Consider the following 19,822-nt stretch of genomic DNA (forward strand, 5'->3'; position numbering starts at 1 on the left):
GCGCGGTCAATGCCACAGCGAACTGCACGGCAATCGGCGCAGTCCGGGCCGGACCATTCCGTCGACGGTGACGGTGAGTCCGGCGTGTACCGCGGCCGAGGTGAATTCCCATGCCTCGGTGTTGGTTGCGGCGTACTCGAGGATCAGCGCGTCGTCCGGCGTCGGACCGTCGAAGTAGACGGTGACGCGCCGCGTCGGCGCCTCCACGTGGCGGGTGCGGTAGGCGAATGCCTGTGCTGTGCCGTCCATATCACCGTCTCCTTCCGCGGCGTCGGCATCGGCGCCGGTAGGTGTGACGGTAGGTCCTCACCATTGCCGAGAACATGTTGCAGCGAGCGTGCTGGACAATTCACAGCGGCACCCGTGGCAGTGTCGGAGATTTTCACCAGGGGCCACCACCGTCGATCACAGGTGGAGCGGCTCACACTTGTGAATTGTCAAAAGGGCTGCCCGGTAACAAGCCGGAGCGGGCTGCCACGACACAGCATGTTCACAAAACTGATCGCGTATTTCGGGAGGCTCGACGTCGATGTGGCAGGCCAAACCTTCGACTGGAAAGGGACGGCCGCGTCGGCGGCTGCTGCGTGCGGCGGGCGCGTTGGCCGTCGGTGTGATGATGGCCGTAGGCACGGCCGTACAGGGGAACGCCGCACCGCTGTATCCCGCTCCCGACCCTGATCCGTTCTATGCCGAACCGCCAGGGCTGGCCGACAAGCAGCCGGGCGACGTTCTCGCGGTACGTCAGATGCCGCCGCTGGCGATCTTCCCGGATGCGACGGTGACCGTGGTGCGGTTCCGCTCCACCAATTCCACCGGTAAGCCGATCGCCGCGACCACCACGGTGCTGACCCCGCGCGCGCATCGCAAGGACGGGCCGCTGCTGTCGATGCAGCACATCATCAACGCGCTCGGAGCCCAGTGCTCGGTGTCGCGGGTGCTGTACACGACCGATCCGGACCTGATGGTGCGTGAGGCACCCGCGTGGAACATGCTGCTGCAGCGCGGCTGGAGCGTGGCGCTACCGGACCACCTCGGTCCGCAATTCGCCTACGGTGCGGCGAAATTGGGTGGGCTGGTGACCCTGGACGGAATCCGTGCGGTCAAGCAGGTGCGCGAGCTCGAGGTCGAGCACAGCCCGGTGTCGATGGTCGGCTACTCCGGTGGCGGAATGGCGACCGCATGGGCCGCGGCACTGCAACCCAGCTACGCCCCGGAGCTGAAGATCGCCGGGGCCGCGATGGGCGGCGTGCCGATGAACCTGGTGAAGATGCTCGAGGGACTCGGCCTCGGATCGCATCCGGTGTTCGGGCTGGCCTTGGCGGCCGGACTCGGCTTGGAACGGGAGTATCCGAACCGCTTCCCGCTCAGTGAGCAGCTCAACGCACGGGGCCTGGCCGCACGAGCCGCGATAGCCAACAGTTGCACCAATGGCATTCTCACCACGGGTGCAGGCCATGGAGCGCTGGATTTCGCCAAGACGACGTCGATGATCGACGATCCGCGGGCGCGCGGCGTGGTCGAGAAGAACAGCCTCGAGCTCTATGACGGCGCCCCGACGATGCCGGTCTTCGAATGGCACTCGCCGATCGACGGCCTGGTTCCGGTCGACTCGATCGTGAACACCAATCGGCGCTGGTGCGCGTCCGGCACTAAGGTGCAGGCCGAGACGGTGGCCGTACCGGACCACCTGACCGCGGCCGTCCTCGGCCTTCCCGCGGCGCTGGTCTGGATCGATGCCAGATTCCGTGGCGAACCCGCGCCGAGCAATTGCTGAGGCCGGGCACCGAAAATCGCTGGGCGACCTCGTAACCGCACTGATCGTCACGATCCGGCGTCGCGAAGCACACAACTCGGGCACGACGCGGTGTCCGGGTGTGTGCTGCCGCGTAATCTGGTCCTCCGGCCCTGGACCAGAAGGGGGTTTCGGGGGTTCGACAACCGCATCTCCGGGCGCCGGCGTTCGACGTCGCTGCAAGAGGCGGGTGCCATGAGATCCTTACGAGCCGCCGTCGTCGCGGCCTTGGTCGCGGGGCTACTCTCGACCGGGCCCGCGATGGCCCAGCCGCCTGTTTCCGCTCCGCCGCCGGCCGCGCCCGCGTGGGGTGTCCCGTTGCCGCGGCCACCGGCGTTACCCGATCCGGCGACGATCCTTCCCGGCATCCAACAGTGGATCGACCAGGTGATACCGCCACCGCCCATTCCCGCACTGCCGTCGAGCCCGGTGCCGGGGGCCGCACCGGCGCTGACATCCCCGGAGCCGGCGTCGCCCGCGTTGGCGGCGCTGTATCAGGCGGTGTTGCCCTCGCCGGTGGGCGATCCGATGTTCGATATCTGGCCAACGGACCTGGCAGCCCACTCCAACGGCCAGGTGCTCGCGGTGCGCGATATCACCGCCACGGCCGCACCACTGCTGACCGTGCCGATCGCCAGGGCGCAGCTGGTGAAGTACCGCACCGAGGACGCACACGGCCGCCCGTCGTTCGCGACTGCGACACTGGCGGTGCCGGCCGCTGCGTGGACCGGCCAGGGAACGCGCCCGGTGGTGGTGAACAACTTGCCCATCGATGCCCTCGGCCGCGACTGCACACCGGGATACACACTGGCGCACGGCTTCTCGCCGCATACCGCACTGACCGATTTCATTCCGCCGACCTCACAGTTGGCGCTGCTGCGTGGCTACGCGCTGCTGATCCCCGATCATGAGGGTCCGCGGATGGCCTACGCCGAACCCTATGTGGCAGGCCACGCCGTCCTCGATGCGATTCGCGCTGTCCGTTGGCACGCCCCGCAGGAGTTCGGGACGAGCCGCTTCGGCATCACCGGCTATTCCGGCGGTGCCATCGCGACACACGGCGCGGTGAAACTCATCGACGGCTACGCCCCGGAACTTGCGCCGGTGATCGTCGGTGCCGCACTGGGTGGTGTGCCTGCCGACTACGAGGTGCTCGCGCGCAGCATGAACGCCAATCTGGCCTCGGGGGTGTTCATGGCCGCGGTCTTCGCCATCGGCCGGGAACGCCCAGAGATCCTGGACCGGATGAATCATCTGGCGCAGTGGGTGGCCACCTCGCCGATGAAGGACCAGTGCGTGTCGGTGTTCGCGCTGCCGGGCATCCTGCATCTGCCGATCGATATCGCCGCCGATATGGCCGATCCGCTGCGTTCCCCACTTGCCGCCGATATCTATCGGGTGACAAGGATGACGGGCACGCGTGCGGGTACCCCGCTCTACATCTATCACGGTGAACAGGAGTTCTGGCTGCCCGCCGACGCGGCGAAAGCACTGTTCGACGAACAATGTGCGCTCGGTGCCACGGCCGTCTACCGCAGCGTCTTCGGTGAGCACATCGTCGCCGCCGGGCTCGGCTATCCGGAAGCGATGCTGTGGCTGGACGAGCGACTGCGCGGTGTACCTGCGGTCAGCGAGTGCTGAAGGGCAGCGTGTGATCGTCGACGACACCGGTGATCGCTGGTTGTCGTCGTGCCCAGTGCCGCTGGTTCGAGTGCGGGCACCCGGGCGATGGCTCTTTCAGGAGGACCCCGGCGGCGATGTCGGTCGAGGCGGGTATCGGAGTCTGATACCCGCCGCTGACAGGTCGTGCCGGAGCGTGCCTATCTCGAGTAGTTCGTGGATCCATGTCGGCGCGGAGAACGGGCGGCGTGCCACCTCCCGGACCGTGGTAGCGGCGACTGCTGCCGTGGCCAGGGATTGTCCACGGCCGGTGGCCCACCGTATTGGTCCATTGGTGGGTCGGGCGAGGACCACCCATCTGTCGCTGCCGGGCATTCGCCGTGGAGCCAGCGCCCGTAGCGCAGGAGCCCATGTGAGAGCGGCCAATCCGGTGGTGGCGAGACGGGAGTCCAATCTCAGATAGGCGCGGACGGGGACCGCGTATTCGTGGGTGAGCCGGTGTTGGTCGGCGAAGTCGGCGCGCAGCGCGGGAAACGGTTGGTATCCGGCTTGTTCGGGAATCGTGAAGTGCGCGGGCTTGGTGAAGTTGCGAACAATGGCACCGCTGGGGTCGGCGAAGTGCTGTCCCATCAGCCGGTGGGTCCAGGCTGTGGCCGCGGGGCCGTGGTGTTCGCCGGAACCGAGCCCGATCATGATGTCGACCGGGCCGGGGTCGCCCGAGAGCGCGTCGACAGCGAGCAGCGTCGTCAGGCCGGGCGCCAAACCGACACCGAGTACTACCGGCCCTTCGACGTGCTGTAATGCCTGCACGTAGTCGGACGTTGCCGAGATCTCGACGAACACCACCCCGCGGCGGGTGCACTCCTGGGCGAGCCGGACGTCTTCGACGCCCGCGCAATTCACCACGATCGACACCCCGGTCAACGCCGTTGTGAAACTGTCCATCGCGGCGACATCGACCACCCGGTCCGCGCGGGCGGCATCGCGCCCGGCCGCAAGTACCGGGATACTGTGCGCGCGCAGCAATCGCACCAGGTGAGCACCGACGGCTCCGTATCCGCCCAGTACCAGCACACTCATCGAACGTCCTCCAGTGTGGGCACTCCCATGGAGTCCAGCGGGACCCTCCTGGCGGGAGCAACGGCAGAGTGTGGGCGTCGGTGGCCCAGGATTCCCACTTGGCATCGGTCCAGCCGCGTTCGTGGACGAGTAGGCGATAGGTCTCGGGCGCCAGTATGGCGAGAGCGATGTCGGGCGCGTGGGCGGCGGGGAGGCCAGCGCACGGCGGCGTCTTGGCGGCGAGGGCCTCGGCCAGGCGAAGTTGGACCAGGTGACGCTGGGCGATGTTGGTCTGCCAGAGCTCGGTGAGTTCGGCGTCGCCAGCGATCTCGAGGTCGAGTAGTTCGGACAGGATCGCGCGCTTGGTCGCGAAGATGAAGTACAGCGTCTGCGCTGTCGTGTCGGCCTGATCCGCGATGGCCTTCATCGTGGTCGGTGTATAGCCGCGGGTGGTGAACAGTTCCTGTGCCGCTGCCATCATTTTGCTCGTTCGGCCGTGGTCTTGGCCGCCCGCACACCGGTGTTTTGCCTGTCATGCCACGGATACTACTTGACTAGAGTAGAACTCTAGTGAATTCTGACTGTAGTGATGCTCTAGCGAAAGGTTGTGCTCATGCAGAGCACAGGGTGTACTCGGGGCGAGGGGCCGTTCTGCTGCTCGCCGATGTGGTGGCCAGGCAATCCGCAGCAGCCGACGCCTACCGGACTGAACCTCGCATTCGCGGCCGCCGCCCTGGCCGCGACAGGCGCCGTGCTGACCGTCGCCCTGCTGCGCACCAGTCCGGCGCCGGCCCCGGAGCCGAAGTACGAAACCCCAGCCGCAGTACACAATTGATGGGAGAACCCTGATGACAACCGACAAGCGTGGCTTGAAATGGATTCGCGCCGAGATCGAACGACTCGATCCCGAGGTAGACAGCGAACGGATCGTGAGATTGACCAGCTGCCAGCTCCTACCGAAGAGCCTGCTCGTGGTGCACCTGTTCTACACCGTCGGATTCGTCCGCTTCGCCGGTCCACCTGTTTCGGCGGAGTCGGTGGACCGCAACGGCACCGGGATGCTCTATGACCACGGAATCCGACGCGCCGACGAGACCATGTTCCACCTCTTCGCGTGGGTCGATGACGGAGTGTCCAGCCCCGCCAGCATCGAAAGCCTCGAATACGTTCGGAATTGGCACTCCGGCGTCGCCCGGAACTGGCCGATGCCCATGCACACCTTCCAGCACAGTGCCGCAGTCTTCACCCTCATCTACGACCGGCTCCTGCGACATGTCGCGGGTGCTCCCGGGCTGAGCGACAATGAGCGCCGCGCCCAGCTCATCCACTGGCGAAACGTGTCCGAACGCCTCGGCGTCGCCGATATCCCGGACACATGGCAGGACATGGAACAGCTCCTCGAATCCTACGAATACGGCGCAGACTTCGCGTATTCGCCGGCCGGCCAACGGCTGGCGAACGCGCTCATCGACCAGTTCGCGACCCGCTGGTTCCCGCGGCCACTGCGCTGGTTCGGACGTTGGCTGGCGCTGGCATTCTCCGAAGAACACGTTATCGACACCTTGCGTATCCCGCGGCCACCGGCCGCGTTCAGTTACGCAGTGCGCCGCCTGGCCCGAGTCGCCGTATTCGCCCAACGTCACCTGCTCCCGGATCCACGTGAGGTGTTCCGGCTCAGCGACATCATCACCGAGCACAAGGAGTCGGCACTGGTCAAACCATCCACTCCGGCATCTGAAACCACACGGAGAGGACGATGATCCAGCACTGGGTCCCCGCGCGGTATGCGCGGACTGCCGAATACCTGTTTCCCGCGTCGCAGCGGGCGGTGGCAGGATTGGGGCTGCGTCACGGTGATGTTCTGCTGGATAGCGCTACCGGTACGGGAAACGCTGCCGTGGTTGCTCTTCATCATGGGGCACGAGTTATCGGTGTGGATTCCTCACCCGCGCAGATCGCCGCGGCCCGTGAACGACTCCCGACCACGGATGCCGAGTTCGTCGTGGCCGATGCCGAAGATCTTCCGTTTCCTACCGCGTATGCCCACGCCGGGGTATCGGTATTCGGGATCATCTTCGCGCACGATCCAGCACATGCTCTCTCGGAGTTGGTGCGATGCGTGCGCCCCGGTGGACCAGTAGCGTTCACGACACTCAGTGCGGATGGGTGGCCGAACGAGGCACGGCGGATACTCGCCAACGAACTGAATGCGCCACCACCGCCCTTCCCGAGCGTATGGCGCGATCCCGAAGCCGTCGGGGAAGCTGCGGCGAATGCCGGGCTGGAAACGATCGAGGTCCGATCCCACTCGTTGCGATTGCGGCTGGATGATGAGCGCAGCCTCGCTGACCAAGTCGCCGAGCGGATGGGCGGCCTGGCGGCCATGCGAACGCAACTGGAGACCCTTGACCGGTGGCATCAAGCGAGCGCCCGGCTGAGCGAATATCTCTATGCCTGTCCACATTTCGACACCAACACTTCCGAATTGGTCGACCCCTATCTCTTGGTGACAGGGCGCAAGCGCCGAACGGAGTAGAGACGCGCTTGTCCGTAGATTTGACCCTCCTGGACGCCGCACCGGCGGCCAGGGACGGCGCCGAACCTCGCCTCCCGTCCTCCGCCGTGTGCGTCAACTGACTGTGGCGAAGCTGGTGCAGCGTGCACGGCTCGCGCGTGAAGTCGGCGGTGACGCACTATGGCGTCCGGTTCGCAGGTTTCGCCCCGATCGAGCCCGTGCGTGCCGGGGTGATCGCATTCACGGCCGTATCGCGGCGCCCGATCCGCGCCGACGGTGGCGATCACCGCGAGATGCGGTGGTCGCACATTATTCGGAAGGGCCACCGCCGAGGTGCTGCCGTGCTGATAGGCCCCGGTGAACCGCTCGGATACCGTTACGCGCGAATGTTTTTCGTGTCGGTGCGCACCTGGATCCGTGGGAGACTCGAAGGATGGGTGCCTCGCAGCTACGTTCTGTCCCGGCCGACGTTCCACGGGGAGCAGGGGAGCGGACCCCCGCGATCGACGGCGGGCCGACGGTCTTACGGATGGTGCTCGGCGGCCGGTTACGGCGTCTGCGCGAGGCGGGCAACTTCTCCAGGGAGGCCGCAGGCGAGCACATCCGTGGCTCGCATTCCAAGATCAGCCGGATCGAGTTGGGCCGTACCCCCATCCGCGAACGTGACCTGGTGGATCTGCTCGACCTCTACGGCGTCACCGACCCGGCGGAGATCGACGAATTCCGACGGCTCGCCCACGAAGCGGGTACCTCTGGGTGGTGGCATCGCGACAACGATTGGCTGCCCAAATGGTTCGACATGTACCTGGGGCTCGAGCAGGCCGCCTCGATGATCCGCGGGTACGAGCCGCGTGCGGTACCGGAACTACTGCAGACCGCCGAATACGCGCGCGCCCTGATCCGACTCGCCCATCCGGCCGAATCCGAGGACGCCATCGAGCGCCGGGTCGCGCTGCGGATGCGGCGCCAAGAGATCCTCACCCGTCCTGACCCGCCCCAGTTGTGGCTGATGGTGGAGGAGGCGGCGTTGGGCCGCCGCATCGGCGGGTCGGCGGTGTGGAACGAACAGCTCGACCGCGTGATGGCGGCCGTGGAGCAGCCCAACATCACCGTGCAACTGCTGGCCGACCATGTGGGCGGCCCCGCGCTCACCGAGGGCGCGTTCACCGTCCTGCGCTTCGCCGAGTCCGATCTGCCCGACATCGTCTACATCCAGCAGCTCACCGGCGCACTGTACCTGGACAAACGCGCCGACCTCGATGCCTACCGTGCGGTGGCGAATCAGCTGTTGGTCCATGCGACACCGCCGGAATGCACCCCCGGCCTGCTCCGGGGGTTGCGCCGGCGTCAGCCGCCGATTTTGCGGCACCCGAGCGAGGAATCGTAACCACCGAGGGGAGTGGCGTGCCCGACGAGCAAGGGTAGGGAACGAACTCGCCGGGCAGGCCGTGCGCCCGGTCGACGCGGCGAACGAGAACCGGGCACGGCACCGACGTTAGAGGAACCCGGGCCCTGCGGCATCGCCCGGCGCATGTTCTCGGACATTCTCCTGCGGCCGACGGAAACGGTTGTGAGTGAACACAACTGGCCTACACGGGGAACAGGCTGTGCTTGCGCGGATCGTGTTCGGCGACCGTGCCTTTGTCGCGCAGCAGCTGCAAAGCGCGCCGGATCTCGAGCCGGGTGTCGGCCGGCTCGATGACGGCGTCGATGTAGCCGCGTTCGGCCGCGATCCACGGCGTGGCGGTGGTGGCGTTGTACTGGTCGATCATGTAGTCGCGTACGGCCTCACGCTGATCGGCGGGCACCATCGATAGCTGTTTGCGACCGACGATGCTCACCGCGCTCTGCGCGCCCATCACGGCGATGCGCGCGGTCGGCCAAGCCAGGCTGATGTCGGCGCCGAGCTGTTTGCAGCCCATCACCGCGTACCCGCCGCCATAGGCCTTGCGGACCACGACCGTCACGATCGGCACCGTCGACTCGAGCACCGCGCGGAAGAAGCGTCCACCGCGCTTGATGACTCCGCTGCGTTCTTCTTCCACCCCCGGCAGCACACCGGGAGTGTCGACCACGAACACCAGCGGCAGGCCGAAGGCATTGCACAGGCGGATGAAGTGGGTCGCCTTGTCCGAGCATTGGGCGTCGATGGCGCCGCCGAGCGCCATCGGCTGATTGGCAACCACGCCGATGCTGCGTCCGTCGACCCGGGTGAACCCGGTGATCAGATTCGGTGCGGTAGCGGCGCTGATTTCATGGAACTCGCCGTCGTCGAAGATCCGCAGCAGGATGTCGTGCATGTCGTAGCCGTGCGTATCGGAGTCCGGGATGATCGAGTTCAGCTCGACGTCGGAGGCGGTGCGCTCGGGTTCGAGACCGGGGTTGACGATCGGAGGCTGCTCCAGGCAGCTCGACGGCAGGAAGCTCAGGTAGTTGCGCGCCCAGTCGAAAGCGTCCTGCTCGGTTGCCGCGACATGGTGCACGGTGCCGTTGGCGGCCTGCACATGGGCGCCGCCGAGCTCCTCCATGGTGACCTCTTCGCCGGTCACCTCTTTGATGACCTCGGGGCCGGTGACGAACATGTAGGACTTCTCGGTCGCGATCAGCACATCGGTGTTGACCGGGGCGTACACCGAACCTGCCGCGCATTTGCCCAGCATGATCGAGACCTGCGGGACGAAACCGGACAGCTTGCCCTGCCTGCGGCTCATCAGCGCGTACCAGGCCAGGGAGGTGACCGCATCCTGGATGCGGGCGCCGCCGGAGTCGTTGATCGCCACCACCGGGCAGGCATTGTCGAGGGCGAAGTCGAGCGCGGCGGCGACCTTGCGGCCGAACATCTCGCCCACCGACCCACCGAACACGGTCTGATCGTGGGCGACGACCACCACCGGCCTGCCGTCGATACGACCGCGGCCGGTGACCACGCCGTCGCCGTACATGGCGTCGGTGGTCGCCGGCTGGCGCACAAGTGCCCCGATCTCGACGAAGCTGCCCGGATCCAGCAGTGCGCGGACTCGTTGTCTGGCGCTCGGAATGCCCTTCTGTTTGCGCTTGGTGATACCGGCTTCGCCGGCGGGTTCCTCGGCGAGCTCCAGGATGCCCTGCAGCTGTTCCAGCTTTTCTCGAGTTCCGCTCATTATCTGTGGATCCAGCCCTTCACACTCGCCTGCGGCGGATAGCTATCGCGCGGCCGAGCCGTGCGGTGGCGTGGTTCTCGATGCTAGCCCGGTGGAGGGCGCGCGCACAGAGGCGGTACCGATCTCATGGGACTCCTCACAGCGGACAGGTGTGACTCTCGATCCGACCACGCCAAGAATCCCTCGCGGCCGGTCGGATTTTGTGTGTGATCCCTGACCGGGAAGGCGGCGCTGGTGATCGTTCCCGAAGGCGGTGCCGACCGCTGTCACCTGCGGCTGCGCGGCCGTACAGTGACCGCGACGCGGCGCCGGGAAATGCGCGGCCGGCGCCGTGTCCCATAAATTCCCCGGCCCTGTGCCGCTGCCCGCGCGGGCCATCGTACCCGTGCCCCGTTATCTGATTGTGATTCCACCCAACAGGTCACTATTGCCCTCATGACTTATCCGATTCCCCTCCGCTGTGGGCAATTTCGGCGCGGATCACCGATATCGTCCGATAGTCATGATGGGCACACAGGCCGGCACGGATATCTCGAGCCCGGAAGCGAAACTCGTGCGATTCCTGATGCGCCGAAGACGGGGTACCAACGGTGCCGACATCGCGGCAACGGTGCGCCACTGCTTGGCCGAAGCCGTGCAGCAGCTGCAACCGTGCGGCGCGCGTCCGGGCGCAGGCGCGGACGCTGTGGCGGGATCGGCGGCGCGCTGGGCGCGTGAAGGCGTCGCGCTCGAAACGGTGCTCGGCGCCTATCACGAGGGGATTCGCCAAGGGCTCGAATTCCTCGCCGACCACGCCGACGGCAACGACGGTGCGGCGGCCGAGCTGCTCGCCGGGACCCAGCTCATGGTGCGGGTCCTGGAATTGGTGACGGTGACCGCGTCGGCGGCCTACCTGGACGAGCACCGCCTCGTCGCCCGCGAGCACCAAACCGCCGCGCAAACACTGGTATCGGCGCTGCTGAGCGGTCACGGGGTCAGTGCGCTCGCCCGGCGTACCGGTATCGCCGTGGCGCCCGCGTACCAGGTGGTGGCGCTGGCGATACCGCCGCATCCGGAGGAGCGCGGCGCCGGGATCGGCGCGGTGTCGGCGGGCAGGCGCAAGCTGCGACGGGTGCAGGCAGCGCTGGCGGCGCCACTGGGGTCACGGTCGTTGTCGCTGTTGTCGGCCGACGGTGGAACGGTGCTGATCCCGCAGGACGCAGCGTCTGCGTTCGCGCCAATGCCCACGATGACCGGCGAGGTACTCGAGGTAGTCGGCGAAGCCGCCGAGGTCCACCTCACCGCCGCGGTGATTTGTGGCTCGACCGAGCGGATCCCGGAACTGGCAGGCCGCGCCCACGACGTGCTCGACCACATCCGCGGCTCGGGTCACCCGCCGGGGCTCTACCGGATCACCGACGGCAGCGAGACCGGCGGCTGTGACTGTGCCCAGATGCCCCACCGCCCGGTAGTCGATGCCCCCAACGACGTGCGAATCGGCCGATCGGCCTGATCACCCACGCATATCGTCGACTTCGCCCGGGGGACGGGCGGGACAGGAGAACGTTGTGACCACCGCGCTGACCGATCGCGACATTCTGCGTGAATTGGCACCCATCGCCGAACGCCAACTCGCTTGTCACGAACCGATCGTGGAACGTATGCTCCAGCGAATCGCCGCCGACGAAAACCTGCACATGATCTTCTATCGCACAATCAGTGGCGCCGCCTTGGATTTCGCGCCCGACGATATGGTGCGCGCCATTACCGACGTGGTCACCCGTTTCCAGATGACCGGGCTGACCCAGCCGGATTTCCGGCGTAACTCGGTGGTACTGGCCAAGAACCAAATCTTCCACCTGCGCCAGCACGTCGATGTGGTGGTCCGGCCGGTGCTGCGGGCCACCCGGTTCGAAGAACGATGCGAGGCGGCGGCCGCGCATCGTGCGGAACGGACCGCCGCGGCCGGATGAGAGTACGGATACCGGTGACGGCGGCGGCGATGGCGATGGTCGCCGCCGTCTGTGCGACCCCAACGGCGGCCGTACCCGTCGCGCCGATACTGCGGGCGCCAGGGGGCACACCAACGGCCGAATCAGCCTTCACCCGAACATCGTTGGTGCGCATCGAGGTTCTCGGCAAGCAGCGCATCCGGCTGCACATCGCGTCTGCGGCTATGCGGCGGGTCATCGCGATCGACACCCTGATCGGCACAGGTCCGGCACCCCGCCCCACGCTGTACCTGCTCGACGGAGTCGATGGTGAAAAGACCTCGGGCTGGCTCACCAAAGGCGGTGCCGACGAATTCTTCGCCGACAAACCCGTCGACGTAGTGCTCACCACGGGCGGCACCGGCAGCATGTACACGGACTGGGTGCGCACCGACGCCGCGCTCGGGCTGAACCGGTGGGAGACTTTCCTTACCGAGGAACTGCCGCCGTTGGTGGAAACCTATCTCGGGGGCACCGGTACACGCGCGATCGCCGGCGTGTCGATGGGCGCGCAGGCGGCGATGATGCTCACCCAGCGTCACCCGGGGATGTACCGCGCGGTCGCGGGGATGAGCGGATGCTATTCGACTTCGGACCAGTTGGGCCGCGCGGTCACCACCATCACCGTCGCCTCGCGCGGTGGTAACCCGGAGAACCTGTGGGGCCCGCCCTCCTCACCGGAATGGGCCGCCCACGACAGCCTGCTCGGTGCCGACAAGCTGCGAGGGACGGCGATCTATCTGTCGGCCGCCACGGGCGCACCGACCGGAGTCGACCTGGCGGAGGTGGCGCGGGCGCCCGATATCGTTGCGGCGCTGGGGGACATGGGCGGTGGCGCGGCGCTGGAAGCCGGTGCGCGCGCATGTACCGAACGACTCGCCACGCGGTTGGCGGAACTCGGCATCCCGGCCACAGTGGACCTATTGTCCGAAGGGATGCATACCTGGCCGGACTTCCGGGCTCAGCTGCCACTGACCTGGCCGACCCTCGCGAAAGCGCTCGGCCTCCCGGGCCCGGCGCCGCGCTAGCCCTCAACCGCCCGCATTCGGCGGCTACGCGGCAAACCGCACGTCGGCGGCCGCATAACCGAAGAGTTTGCGGCCGTGTGAACTCGCCTCGATGGCGACGGTGCCGCGACGCCGCTGCGTGTCCAGAGAGGTGACCCGGCCGCCGAACTCGATCGGGCAGGACGCCAGCGCGGGAATCCGCAGACAGTGCGTGTAGTGGGCGAATTGGGCGCGTAGGCGGGTCACCGCGGCCGGGTCACCGAGCCATGAGCTCAGGTATCCCGCGGCCAGACCCAGTTTGAGCATGCCGGGCGCGACCACCGTCGGCAGATCGGGCTCGATCGCGGTGCGTTCATCGAACAGTGCCGGGTTCGCATCGCCGGTGACGCCCGCGTAGTTCACCAGATCGCCTCGGGACAGGCGCAGCGTCGTCGGCGGTAGCGCGGCGCCGACCCGCAGGGTGGCGGGATCGACCGCGACGCGCGGGGTATGGCGCGGATGCATGACGGTCACCGGCTCGGTGGCCGCGGCGGTCACTGTGCCAGGCAGGGGTTCGGCCGGGCAATCGGACATCGCCACCCGGCGGACCGCGTCACCGAGCCGAGCGGATTCGCCGGTGCGGGCGAGCAGAGCGGTGGAGCCGGTCTGGACCACATCACCGCCAACGTCGGTGAGCAGGCTCTTGATCGCCACCACGTCGTAATCGGCGAAATGGCGAAACGATTCGAAGTAGATGTCGCAGGTGAGTTCGTCACCGGCGATGAGCGGCCTGCCGATGTCGATCACTTGATCGGCGTGCAGAATCCGGGCCGGGTCGTAGCCGGTAAGGACGGTGTCCAGAATTTCGCGGTGCACCCGCAGCAGAATGATCGAGGCGAACGTCGAGGGTGCGATCAGCCCGGGATATCCCAGTGCCGCCGCGTCCGGTTCGCGCCAGTGCGCCGGATGCCGGTCCTGCACGGCGCGGGCGAATTCGCGAATCTTTTCCCGGCCCACGGTGTACCGGTGCGCGGAGCGGTACCGGTGGTCGAGCAAGGCCCTGACCTGATCGGCGGGGGCGAGGGTGGTGGCTGTCTCGAGCATGTTCGCTCCTTGATTGCGCTCGGATCGGAATTCATGACGCGAGTGTCAGCGCATCGGCCCGAATACCCAGGCAAAGGCGGGAACATGGTCGGGGGTGACGGCGGCAGCGACCGCAACACCAGCGGCGACGAAACTGGCGACGGCGCGATCGATATGGTCGGCGGAGGTCACCACGACCGCGTCGGTGACACCGATATCGTGCATGATCCGCGCGGAGTGCTGAGCGTTCTGGACCGTGTCGACCGCGGCCGGATCGAGGTGAACGCGGTGGGCCGGAATCCCGTGCCGGACGAGCCAGTCCGCCATCACGACCGCCTCACTCACGCCGTTTCGTGGGTTGCCGCCGGTGACGATGATCGGCGAGGCCGGTGCCAGCAGGGCCTGGACGTATCCGGCGTGTAGCCGGTCGATGAGCTCGGGCCGCATGGTGCCGTCGGGTAGTAGTCCGTAGCCGAGGACGACGATCGCGGTACCCGGCCCGTGGACCTGTGCCAGTGGCCCGGACACGAACTCGGCCGAACCCGTCGAATCCGCGGTCGCAGCCGGCGCGTGCAGACCTGCGCCGACCATGGTGGCCGCGCCGAGCACAGCGAATGCGGTGAGCCGCAGGATCGGTCGCCTGCGGCGGGCCCTTGCGCAGGTACGTGGATGGGTCGGCGATGCCATCGAGTCGAACATGGGCGCTCCCAAGAGTTTGCCGGGCGGTGACCACCGGAGGCGGGAAATGTATTGCTCCATGATTCGGCACGCATCGGCACATATGTCGTGATTTGTTGGTTATCTGGAGGATTCACCGATTCCCTGCGCCCGATGTGGTGTCGGCCCACGTCAGGTTGTGATGCGGGACCTGCCGCCTGGTTGCGGGACTGTGAGATTCACCGTGCGGGGTTCCGTAGCCGGCGGATGTGTCGGGTCGCAACGCATCCGGCCGTTCGGTGGGCATGCGGCGTTTCGGCTGCCAGCTTTGGCCATACCGCAGTGGCCGAACGCATACGATAGTGACAGGTGTAGCTGTCAGTGATTATTGCGGGTACGCGCGAGAAAAGAATTGTGGATAGCTACGACTAATTCGCGGAGTCCGGCTGAAGAATACGAATTCGGCCTCGGAGGGGGCTGCGGTTCGAAATATCGTGTTCTGATGGGGTGGTCCCGAACCTGGGATGCGTTACAAAGCACAACCGAGGATTACCTTATGAATTCCAGAATCATCCGTCCGTTCGCCATCGCCGGGCTCGTGCTGTCTGCCACCACACTGGGTGTCGGCACCGCCTCCGCGGAGGCGGGCACGGCCGCGCCCGTCTCGGGCTCTGTTGAGGTGTGCGCCCCCATTCCGATCGGGCCGCTGGAGCTCAGCCTCTGCCTGTAGTCGGCGGGCCAGAATCGTCTGCGGCGGTGGTGAACTCGCACGGGTTCGCCACCGCCGCGTGGCTCGCCCTGACGTCGCCGCCGACCAGACGTTCTGGCACGTTGTTGGAAACCATAAGCGATTCCGCTATCCGTTCCTCCTTGTCACAATCGAAGGTCCGGACTGCACGATCCGTCCTCGCGGTAGCGTGAATCCCTGCCCCAGTGGCCTGTGGGTGGGAAGGAATCACCATGTCTGTCGCAACCTCCGCCGAGCCGTTTCTCACCGCTTCGGGTGGCCTGGTATCCACCCCGCTGAAGGACGTACGGACCATTTCCCGCCAGATGGTGGGCCATTTCGTCGAGAACGTCGTGCCGTGTGCGACATTGCCAGGAGAGGCGCTCGACGGGGATATCACCGCAATAACAAGGGTGTGCTTGGAATTGACCAAGAGCATGCTCGACGGGCGGGATCTGCCGGGTCGTACCGAGCGGGTGCAGGACGCCGCCGCCGACTGGGCGCGCGAGGGCATCCCGATCGATACCATCCATCACGCCATCCACGAAGGGTTCAAACTCGCCTTCGACCTCCTGCTGGTGAATGGCACACCCCATGATCACGCCACCGTCGTCGGCGTCGCCCGGCGGTTGATGGACGCCCTCGAGATGATCAGCGCGTCGGTATCGGTCGCCTACGTGCGCGAACTACGTTCTGCGGTCAGCGAACACCACACCGCCGTGCACACCTTGACCTCGGCGCTGCTGGGTGGCCAGAGCACCTCGACCATGGCAAGGGAGTGTGGCATCGAGGTCGCCGACCGCTATCACGTCGTGGCCCTGGAACTCCCGCCGCATCCGGAGGAACTGGACTCCGCCCTCGATGCGAAAGTGGTTGCGCGACGGAAGTTGCGGCGAGTTCAGGCAGAACTCGCCGATCGGTGCGGTGGAAAAGTGCTGTCACTGATGAGTGTCGACGGCGGGACGCTGCTGCTGCCCGATTCGGAGTTCGCCGATCCGGATCTGGACGGGCTGATCGCGCATCTGTCCGCAGCGGCGGAAGTGCCGGTCCGGGCGGTGGCGATGGAGGCGGCGCCTGCGGAGATCCCGCGGGTCGCCGAACAAGCCCATGAACTCGTCGATATCGTCCAGCGGATCGGCGGCGAGACCAAGGTGTATCGCCCACACGAACTGGCATTCGAGTACCAGCTGACCCGACCCGGACCGGCCCGCGACTACCTGAGCTCGGTGCTCGATTCTCTCGAAGCCCATCCGGACCTGCTACAAACACTCGAAGTGCATATGTCGACGAACATGCAACGCTCCCGCTCGGCACGGAAACTCTACGTCCACACCAATACGGTCGATTACCGATTGAAACGGATCGGACAGATCACCGGATTCGACCCGAACGACGTCACGGGTCTCTGCTACCTTCGAGCCGCGCTACTGATCCGAGCCCATCGCGGAGGGAACACCGCCGAGGTGGCGCGTCGCGCGAGTGAGGCCGGAACCTACGCGGTCTGATCGAGGACGGAGCGGCGCCGATCCTTCGAGATATCGCCGACGATCACCATGATGACGACGGCGTTCCGGCCGGTGACCATCGGCCCTCGATCAAGGGCCTGAAGCCCATAGGCGCCGCGCGGCGGCGGGGCAACACTGGAGCCATGATGGACAGCAACGCCCACGTGGCGACCTTGGCGCCGGATCTGCCGACCGTCCGAGCGGCACTGCGACGAGCCTGCCGTGCGCCCTCGGTGCACAACACGCAGCCATGGCGGTGGGAGTTCGACGGGACGACGCTGAGCCTGTCCCGCGACGACGACCGGCGATTGGCCGCTGCGGACCCGACCGGACGTCAGCTGGTGATCAGTTGCGGCGCGGTGCTGCACCACCTGCGTACAGTTCTGGCCGCGGGTGGATGGCGAACCGACGTGGAACGTGCGCCGGACCCTGCGCGTCCGGATCTGCTGGCTCGCCTGACCTTCCGGCGGTGGGCCGATCCTCCGGACGCAGTGGTGGCCCGTGCCGCCGCGATCGAAGCGCGGCGCACCGATCGGCTACCGCTGGCAGCGCCCGCCGGGTTCGAGGAGGTGGCGCGGTCGGCGCGGATGCTGGCGAGCCCCCATGAGATCGAGGTGGACGTTCTCGATGACCGCGCGCGGCCACTGCTCGCCGAGGCCTCGCGGGAGGCCGATGCGAAACGGCGGTACGACATGGATTATCACGCCGAACTGCATTGGTGGGCGGGGCATTCACCGGACCGCGACGGTATCCCACACACCGCATTGCCTTCCGGCGCGGAAGCCGGCCACGTACCGGTTGCGCGCACATTTCCTCCGCCGGCGCATTCGGAGCGCCGCCGCGACATCGACGACCAGGCGAAACTCGTCGTACTCAGTTCGGCGGGCAACAGCCTGACCGATTGGCTGCGTGTCGGTGAAGCGCTGTCGGCAGTCCTGCTGGAATGCACCCGGGCAGGCCTGGCCACATGCGCCTTGACCCATATCACCGAGCTGGTCGGTGCCCGCGCAACACTCGAAGGGCTCATCGCCTGCGACGGGGTGTCTCAGGTGCTCCTGCGCGTCGGTGCCGCGCCGGCCGACCCCGCTCCCGCACCGCCGACGCCGCGTCGGCCGGTCGGCGAGATATTGACGATTCTCCCGCCGATGGCCAGGGATATGGACTGACAGCCGCCGCAATGCCACCCCCGTCGACCGGATCCGCGACATGCCGGACGGTCGCCGGCGCCGGAATCCCGCCGGACTCGTCGGGGCATGGTTTCCTGAGATGGTGACCGTTTCCGTTACCGACCTCGGTAAGCAACGGGGGTCGAACCTAGCGCTCGCGACCTGGGTGTCCGCGATCAATTTCTGGGCCTGGAACATGATCGGCCCACTGTCCACCACATATGCCGGCGATCTGTCGCTGAGCAGTGCCGAGACGTCGATGCTTGTCGCCACGCCGATCCTGGTGGGTTCGCTGGGCCGGATCGCGGTCGGCGCCCTCACCGACCGGTTCGGCGGGCGAGTCATGTTCATCGCCATCTCGGTCGCATCGATCCTGCCCGTGCTCGCCGTCGGCGCGGCGGGGGCGGCCGAATCGTATCCGCTGCTGCTGGTCTTCGGTTTCTTCCTCGGCATCGCTGGCACGATCTTCGCCGTCGGTATCCCGTTCGCCAACAACTGGTACGAACCGTCCCGACGTGGTTTCGCGACCGGTGTGTTCGGTGCCGGAATGGTCGGTACCGCGCTCTCGGCGTTCTTCACACCCCGGTTCGTGAACTGGTTCGGTGTGTTCCCGACCCATGCGATTGTGGCGGTGGCACTGGCGATCACCGCGGTGGTGTGTGTTCTGGTGATGCGGGACTCCCCGGAATTTCATCCGAACACCGATCCGGTGGTTCCGAAATTGGTTGCCGCCTTGAAGCTGCGCGTGACCTGGGAGATGTCGTTCCTGTATGCGGTCGTGTTCGGTGGTTTCGTCGCCTTCAGTAATTACCTGCCCACCTACATCAAGACGATCTATGGGTTCTCCGCCGTCGATGCCGGTGCGCGGACGGCGGCCTTCGCGCTGGCCGCGGTGATCGCCCGCCCGATCGGCGGGGCGCTGGCCGACCGGATCGCGCCGAAGTATGTGGTGCTGGTGTCGTTCGCAGGGACTGCGGTGATGGCGTTCATCGCGGTGTTCCAGCCGCCGCCGGATGTGTGGTCGGCGACCGATTTCATTCTGCTGGCCATTTTCCTCGGTATCGGCACCGGTGGTGTGTTCGCCTGGGTTGCGCGCCGTGCGCCCGCCCGGTCGGTGGGGTCGGTCACCGGCGTGGTGGCCGCCGCAGGTGGTCTCGGTGGCTACTTCCCGCCGTTGGTCATGGGCGCGACCTACGATCCGGTCGACAACGACTACACCGTTGGGCTGCTTCTGCTCGTCGCGACGGCGATCATCGCCTTGATCTACACGGCCACGAAATTACATGCGAGAGAGCAGGTTCCAGCCGAAGTGCGATAACAGGCCGCGGGCGTCATGGTCGCGGTCTAGACGTCGGGGCCGGACCGGGTGCTCCCACCCGTCGCCCGTCCCAGTGTCGCCCTGCCCTACGGACGCCGGCGCCCCACCAGAAAAGCCGCAATGCGGCGGCGATGTAGAGCGCAACCGCGCAGTACACCAGGGGAGCGCCGTAGTCCGCGGCCCATCCACGGATCTGGCCCCCGGCCACGACCGCGGCGGCGAACAAGAGAACGGCGATGACCATCGCTGGAGCGCCCAGCGGCGCCGCGGGGTCAGGTGCTGCG

Annotated in this window: 18 protein-coding genes and 1 pseudogene; 13 read left to right on the plus strand and 6 right to left on the minus strand. The window is 66.7% G+C overall.

The features are described 5' to 3' along the window. Positions 1-6 precede the first annotated feature (6 nt). On the minus strand, positions 7-249 hold the full coding sequence (locus GV792_RS01315) for a hypothetical protein (protein WP_163821734.1): 243 nt from the start codon (positions 247-249) through the stop codon (positions 7-9). Between the two features lie 280 nt (positions 250-529). Between GV792_RS01315 and GV792_RS01320 the strand changes: the two genes are divergently transcribed. Next, a complete protein-coding gene (locus tag GV792_RS01320; RefSeq protein ID WP_163821735.1) occupies positions 530-1,774 on the plus strand; it encodes a lipase family protein in 1,245 nt (414 codons plus the stop codon). A 213-nt stretch (positions 1,775-1,987) separates the two neighbouring features. Beyond that, positions 1,988-3,433 carry a lipase family protein gene (locus GV792_RS01325; protein ID WP_163821736.1) on the plus strand — a complete coding sequence of 482 codons (1,446 nt, stop codon included), beginning with the start codon at positions 1,988-1,990 and terminating at the stop codon, positions 3,431-3,433. A gap of 96 nt (positions 3,434-3,529) precedes the next feature. On the opposite strand, the gene GV792_RS01330 is transcribed toward GV792_RS01325, so the two are convergent. Then, positions 3,530-4,492 carry an NAD-dependent epimerase/dehydratase family protein gene (locus tag GV792_RS01330; protein WP_163821737.1) on the minus strand — a complete coding sequence of 321 codons (963 nt, stop codon included), beginning with the start codon at positions 4,490-4,492 and terminating at the stop codon, positions 3,530-3,532. A gap of 379 nt (positions 4,493-4,871) precedes the next feature. Beyond that, positions 4,872-4,952 (minus strand): annotated as a pseudogene (locus GV792_RS30000) (TetR family transcriptional regulator); the annotation flags it as partial. 132 nt (positions 4,953-5,084) lie between these two features. Here GV792_RS30000 and GV792_RS01340 point away from each other — a divergent pair. The 4 genes from GV792_RS01340 to GV792_RS01355 all read left to right on the plus strand — a co-directional run bounded on the left by GV792_RS01340 (position 5,085) and on the right by GV792_RS01355 (position 8,373). Further along, on the plus strand, positions 5,085-5,306 hold the full coding sequence (locus GV792_RS01340) for a hypothetical protein (RefSeq protein WP_163821738.1): 222 nt from the start codon (positions 5,085-5,087) through the stop codon (positions 5,304-5,306). A gap of 13 nt (positions 5,307-5,319) precedes the next feature. Next, the gene (locus GV792_RS01345) at positions 5,320-6,231 is read left to right on the plus strand and encodes a DUF2236 domain-containing protein (protein WP_163821739.1); all 912 of its coding nucleotides are present in this window, start codon (positions 5,320-5,322) and stop codon (positions 6,229-6,231) included. After that, on the plus strand, positions 6,228-7,007 hold the full coding sequence (locus GV792_RS01350) for a class I SAM-dependent methyltransferase (protein WP_163821740.1): 780 nt from the start codon (positions 6,228-6,230) through the stop codon (positions 7,005-7,007). Before GV792_RS01345 ends, GV792_RS01350 begins: the two co-directional genes overlap by 4 nt. A 508-nt stretch (positions 7,008-7,515) precedes the next feature. Further along, positions 7,516-8,373, plus strand: a complete 858-nt coding sequence (locus GV792_RS01355; RefSeq protein ID WP_163822188.1) for a helix-turn-helix domain-containing protein — start codon at positions 7,516-7,518, stop codon at positions 8,371-8,373. A gap of 202 nt (positions 8,374-8,575) precedes the next feature. Here the strand turns inward: GV792_RS01355 and GV792_RS01360 are convergent, their stop codons facing one another. Further along, on the minus strand, positions 8,576-10,126 hold the full coding sequence (locus tag GV792_RS01360; RefSeq protein ID WP_163821741.1) for an acyl-CoA carboxylase subunit beta: 1,551 nt from the start codon (positions 10,124-10,126) through the stop codon (positions 8,576-8,578). A 502-nt stretch (positions 10,127-10,628) separates the two neighbouring features. Here GV792_RS01360 and GV792_RS01365 point away from each other — a divergent pair. Genes GV792_RS01365 through GV792_RS01375 form a run of 3 tightly spaced genes read left to right on the plus strand, consistent with a single transcriptional unit; the run spans position 10,629 to position 13,124 of the window. Further along, positions 10,629-11,618: a transcriptional regulator gene (locus tag GV792_RS01365; protein ID WP_256673724.1), complete on the plus strand. Its 990-nt coding sequence runs from the start codon at positions 10,629-10,631 to the stop codon at positions 11,616-11,618. A gap of 55 nt (positions 11,619-11,673) precedes the next feature. Next, positions 11,674-12,078, plus strand: coding sequence for an acyl-ACP desaturase (locus tag GV792_RS01370; RefSeq protein WP_309138559.1), 405 nt, complete (start codon positions 11,674-11,676; stop codon positions 12,076-12,078). After that, positions 12,075-13,124, plus strand: a complete 1,050-nt coding sequence (locus GV792_RS01375) for an alpha/beta hydrolase (protein WP_163821742.1) — start codon at positions 12,075-12,077, stop codon at positions 13,122-13,124. Before GV792_RS01370 ends, GV792_RS01375 begins: the two co-directional genes overlap by 4 nt. A 24-nt stretch (positions 13,125-13,148) precedes the next feature. On the opposite strand, the gene GV792_RS01380 is transcribed toward GV792_RS01375, so the two are convergent. Then, positions 13,149-14,186, minus strand: coding sequence for a fused (3R)-hydroxyacyl-ACP dehydratase subunits HadA/HadB (locus GV792_RS01380; protein ID WP_163821743.1), 1,038 nt, complete (start codon positions 14,184-14,186; stop codon positions 13,149-13,151). 45 nt (positions 14,187-14,231) lie between these two features. Then, positions 14,232-14,852: a YdcF family protein gene (locus tag GV792_RS01385; protein WP_256668460.1), complete on the minus strand. Its 621-nt coding sequence runs from the start codon at positions 14,850-14,852 to the stop codon at positions 14,232-14,234. A gap of 526 nt (positions 14,853-15,378) precedes the next feature. Here GV792_RS01385 and GV792_RS28980 point away from each other — a divergent pair. The 4 genes from GV792_RS28980 (at position 15,379) to GV792_RS01400 (ending at position 19,538) form a co-directional block, all read left to right on the plus strand. Beyond that, entirely contained in the window at positions 15,379-15,552 is a 174-nt protein-coding gene (locus GV792_RS28980) for a hypothetical protein (protein ID WP_175583058.1), read from the plus strand. A 230-nt stretch (positions 15,553-15,782) separates the two neighbouring features. Then, a complete protein-coding gene (locus GV792_RS01390) occupies positions 15,783-17,054 on the plus strand; it encodes a PucR family transcriptional regulator (RefSeq protein ID WP_163821745.1) in 1,272 nt (423 codons plus the stop codon). 143 nt (positions 17,055-17,197) lie between these two features. Continuing rightward, positions 17,198-18,220, plus strand: a complete 1,023-nt coding sequence (locus GV792_RS01395; RefSeq protein WP_163821746.1) for an Acg family FMN-binding oxidoreductase — start codon at positions 17,198-17,200, stop codon at positions 18,218-18,220. Between the two features lie 100 nt (positions 18,221-18,320). Next, on the plus strand, positions 18,321-19,538 hold the full coding sequence (locus tag GV792_RS01400) for a nitrate/nitrite transporter (protein ID WP_163821747.1): 1,218 nt from the start codon (positions 18,321-18,323) through the stop codon (positions 19,536-19,538). Positions 19,539-19,822: the final 284 nt, after the last annotated feature.

It is taken from the genome of Nocardia cyriacigeorgica, from assembly GCF_010868145.1.
Classification (GTDB): Bacteria; Actinomycetota; Actinomycetes; order Mycobacteriales; family Mycobacteriaceae; genus Nocardia; species Nocardia cyriacigeorgica_D.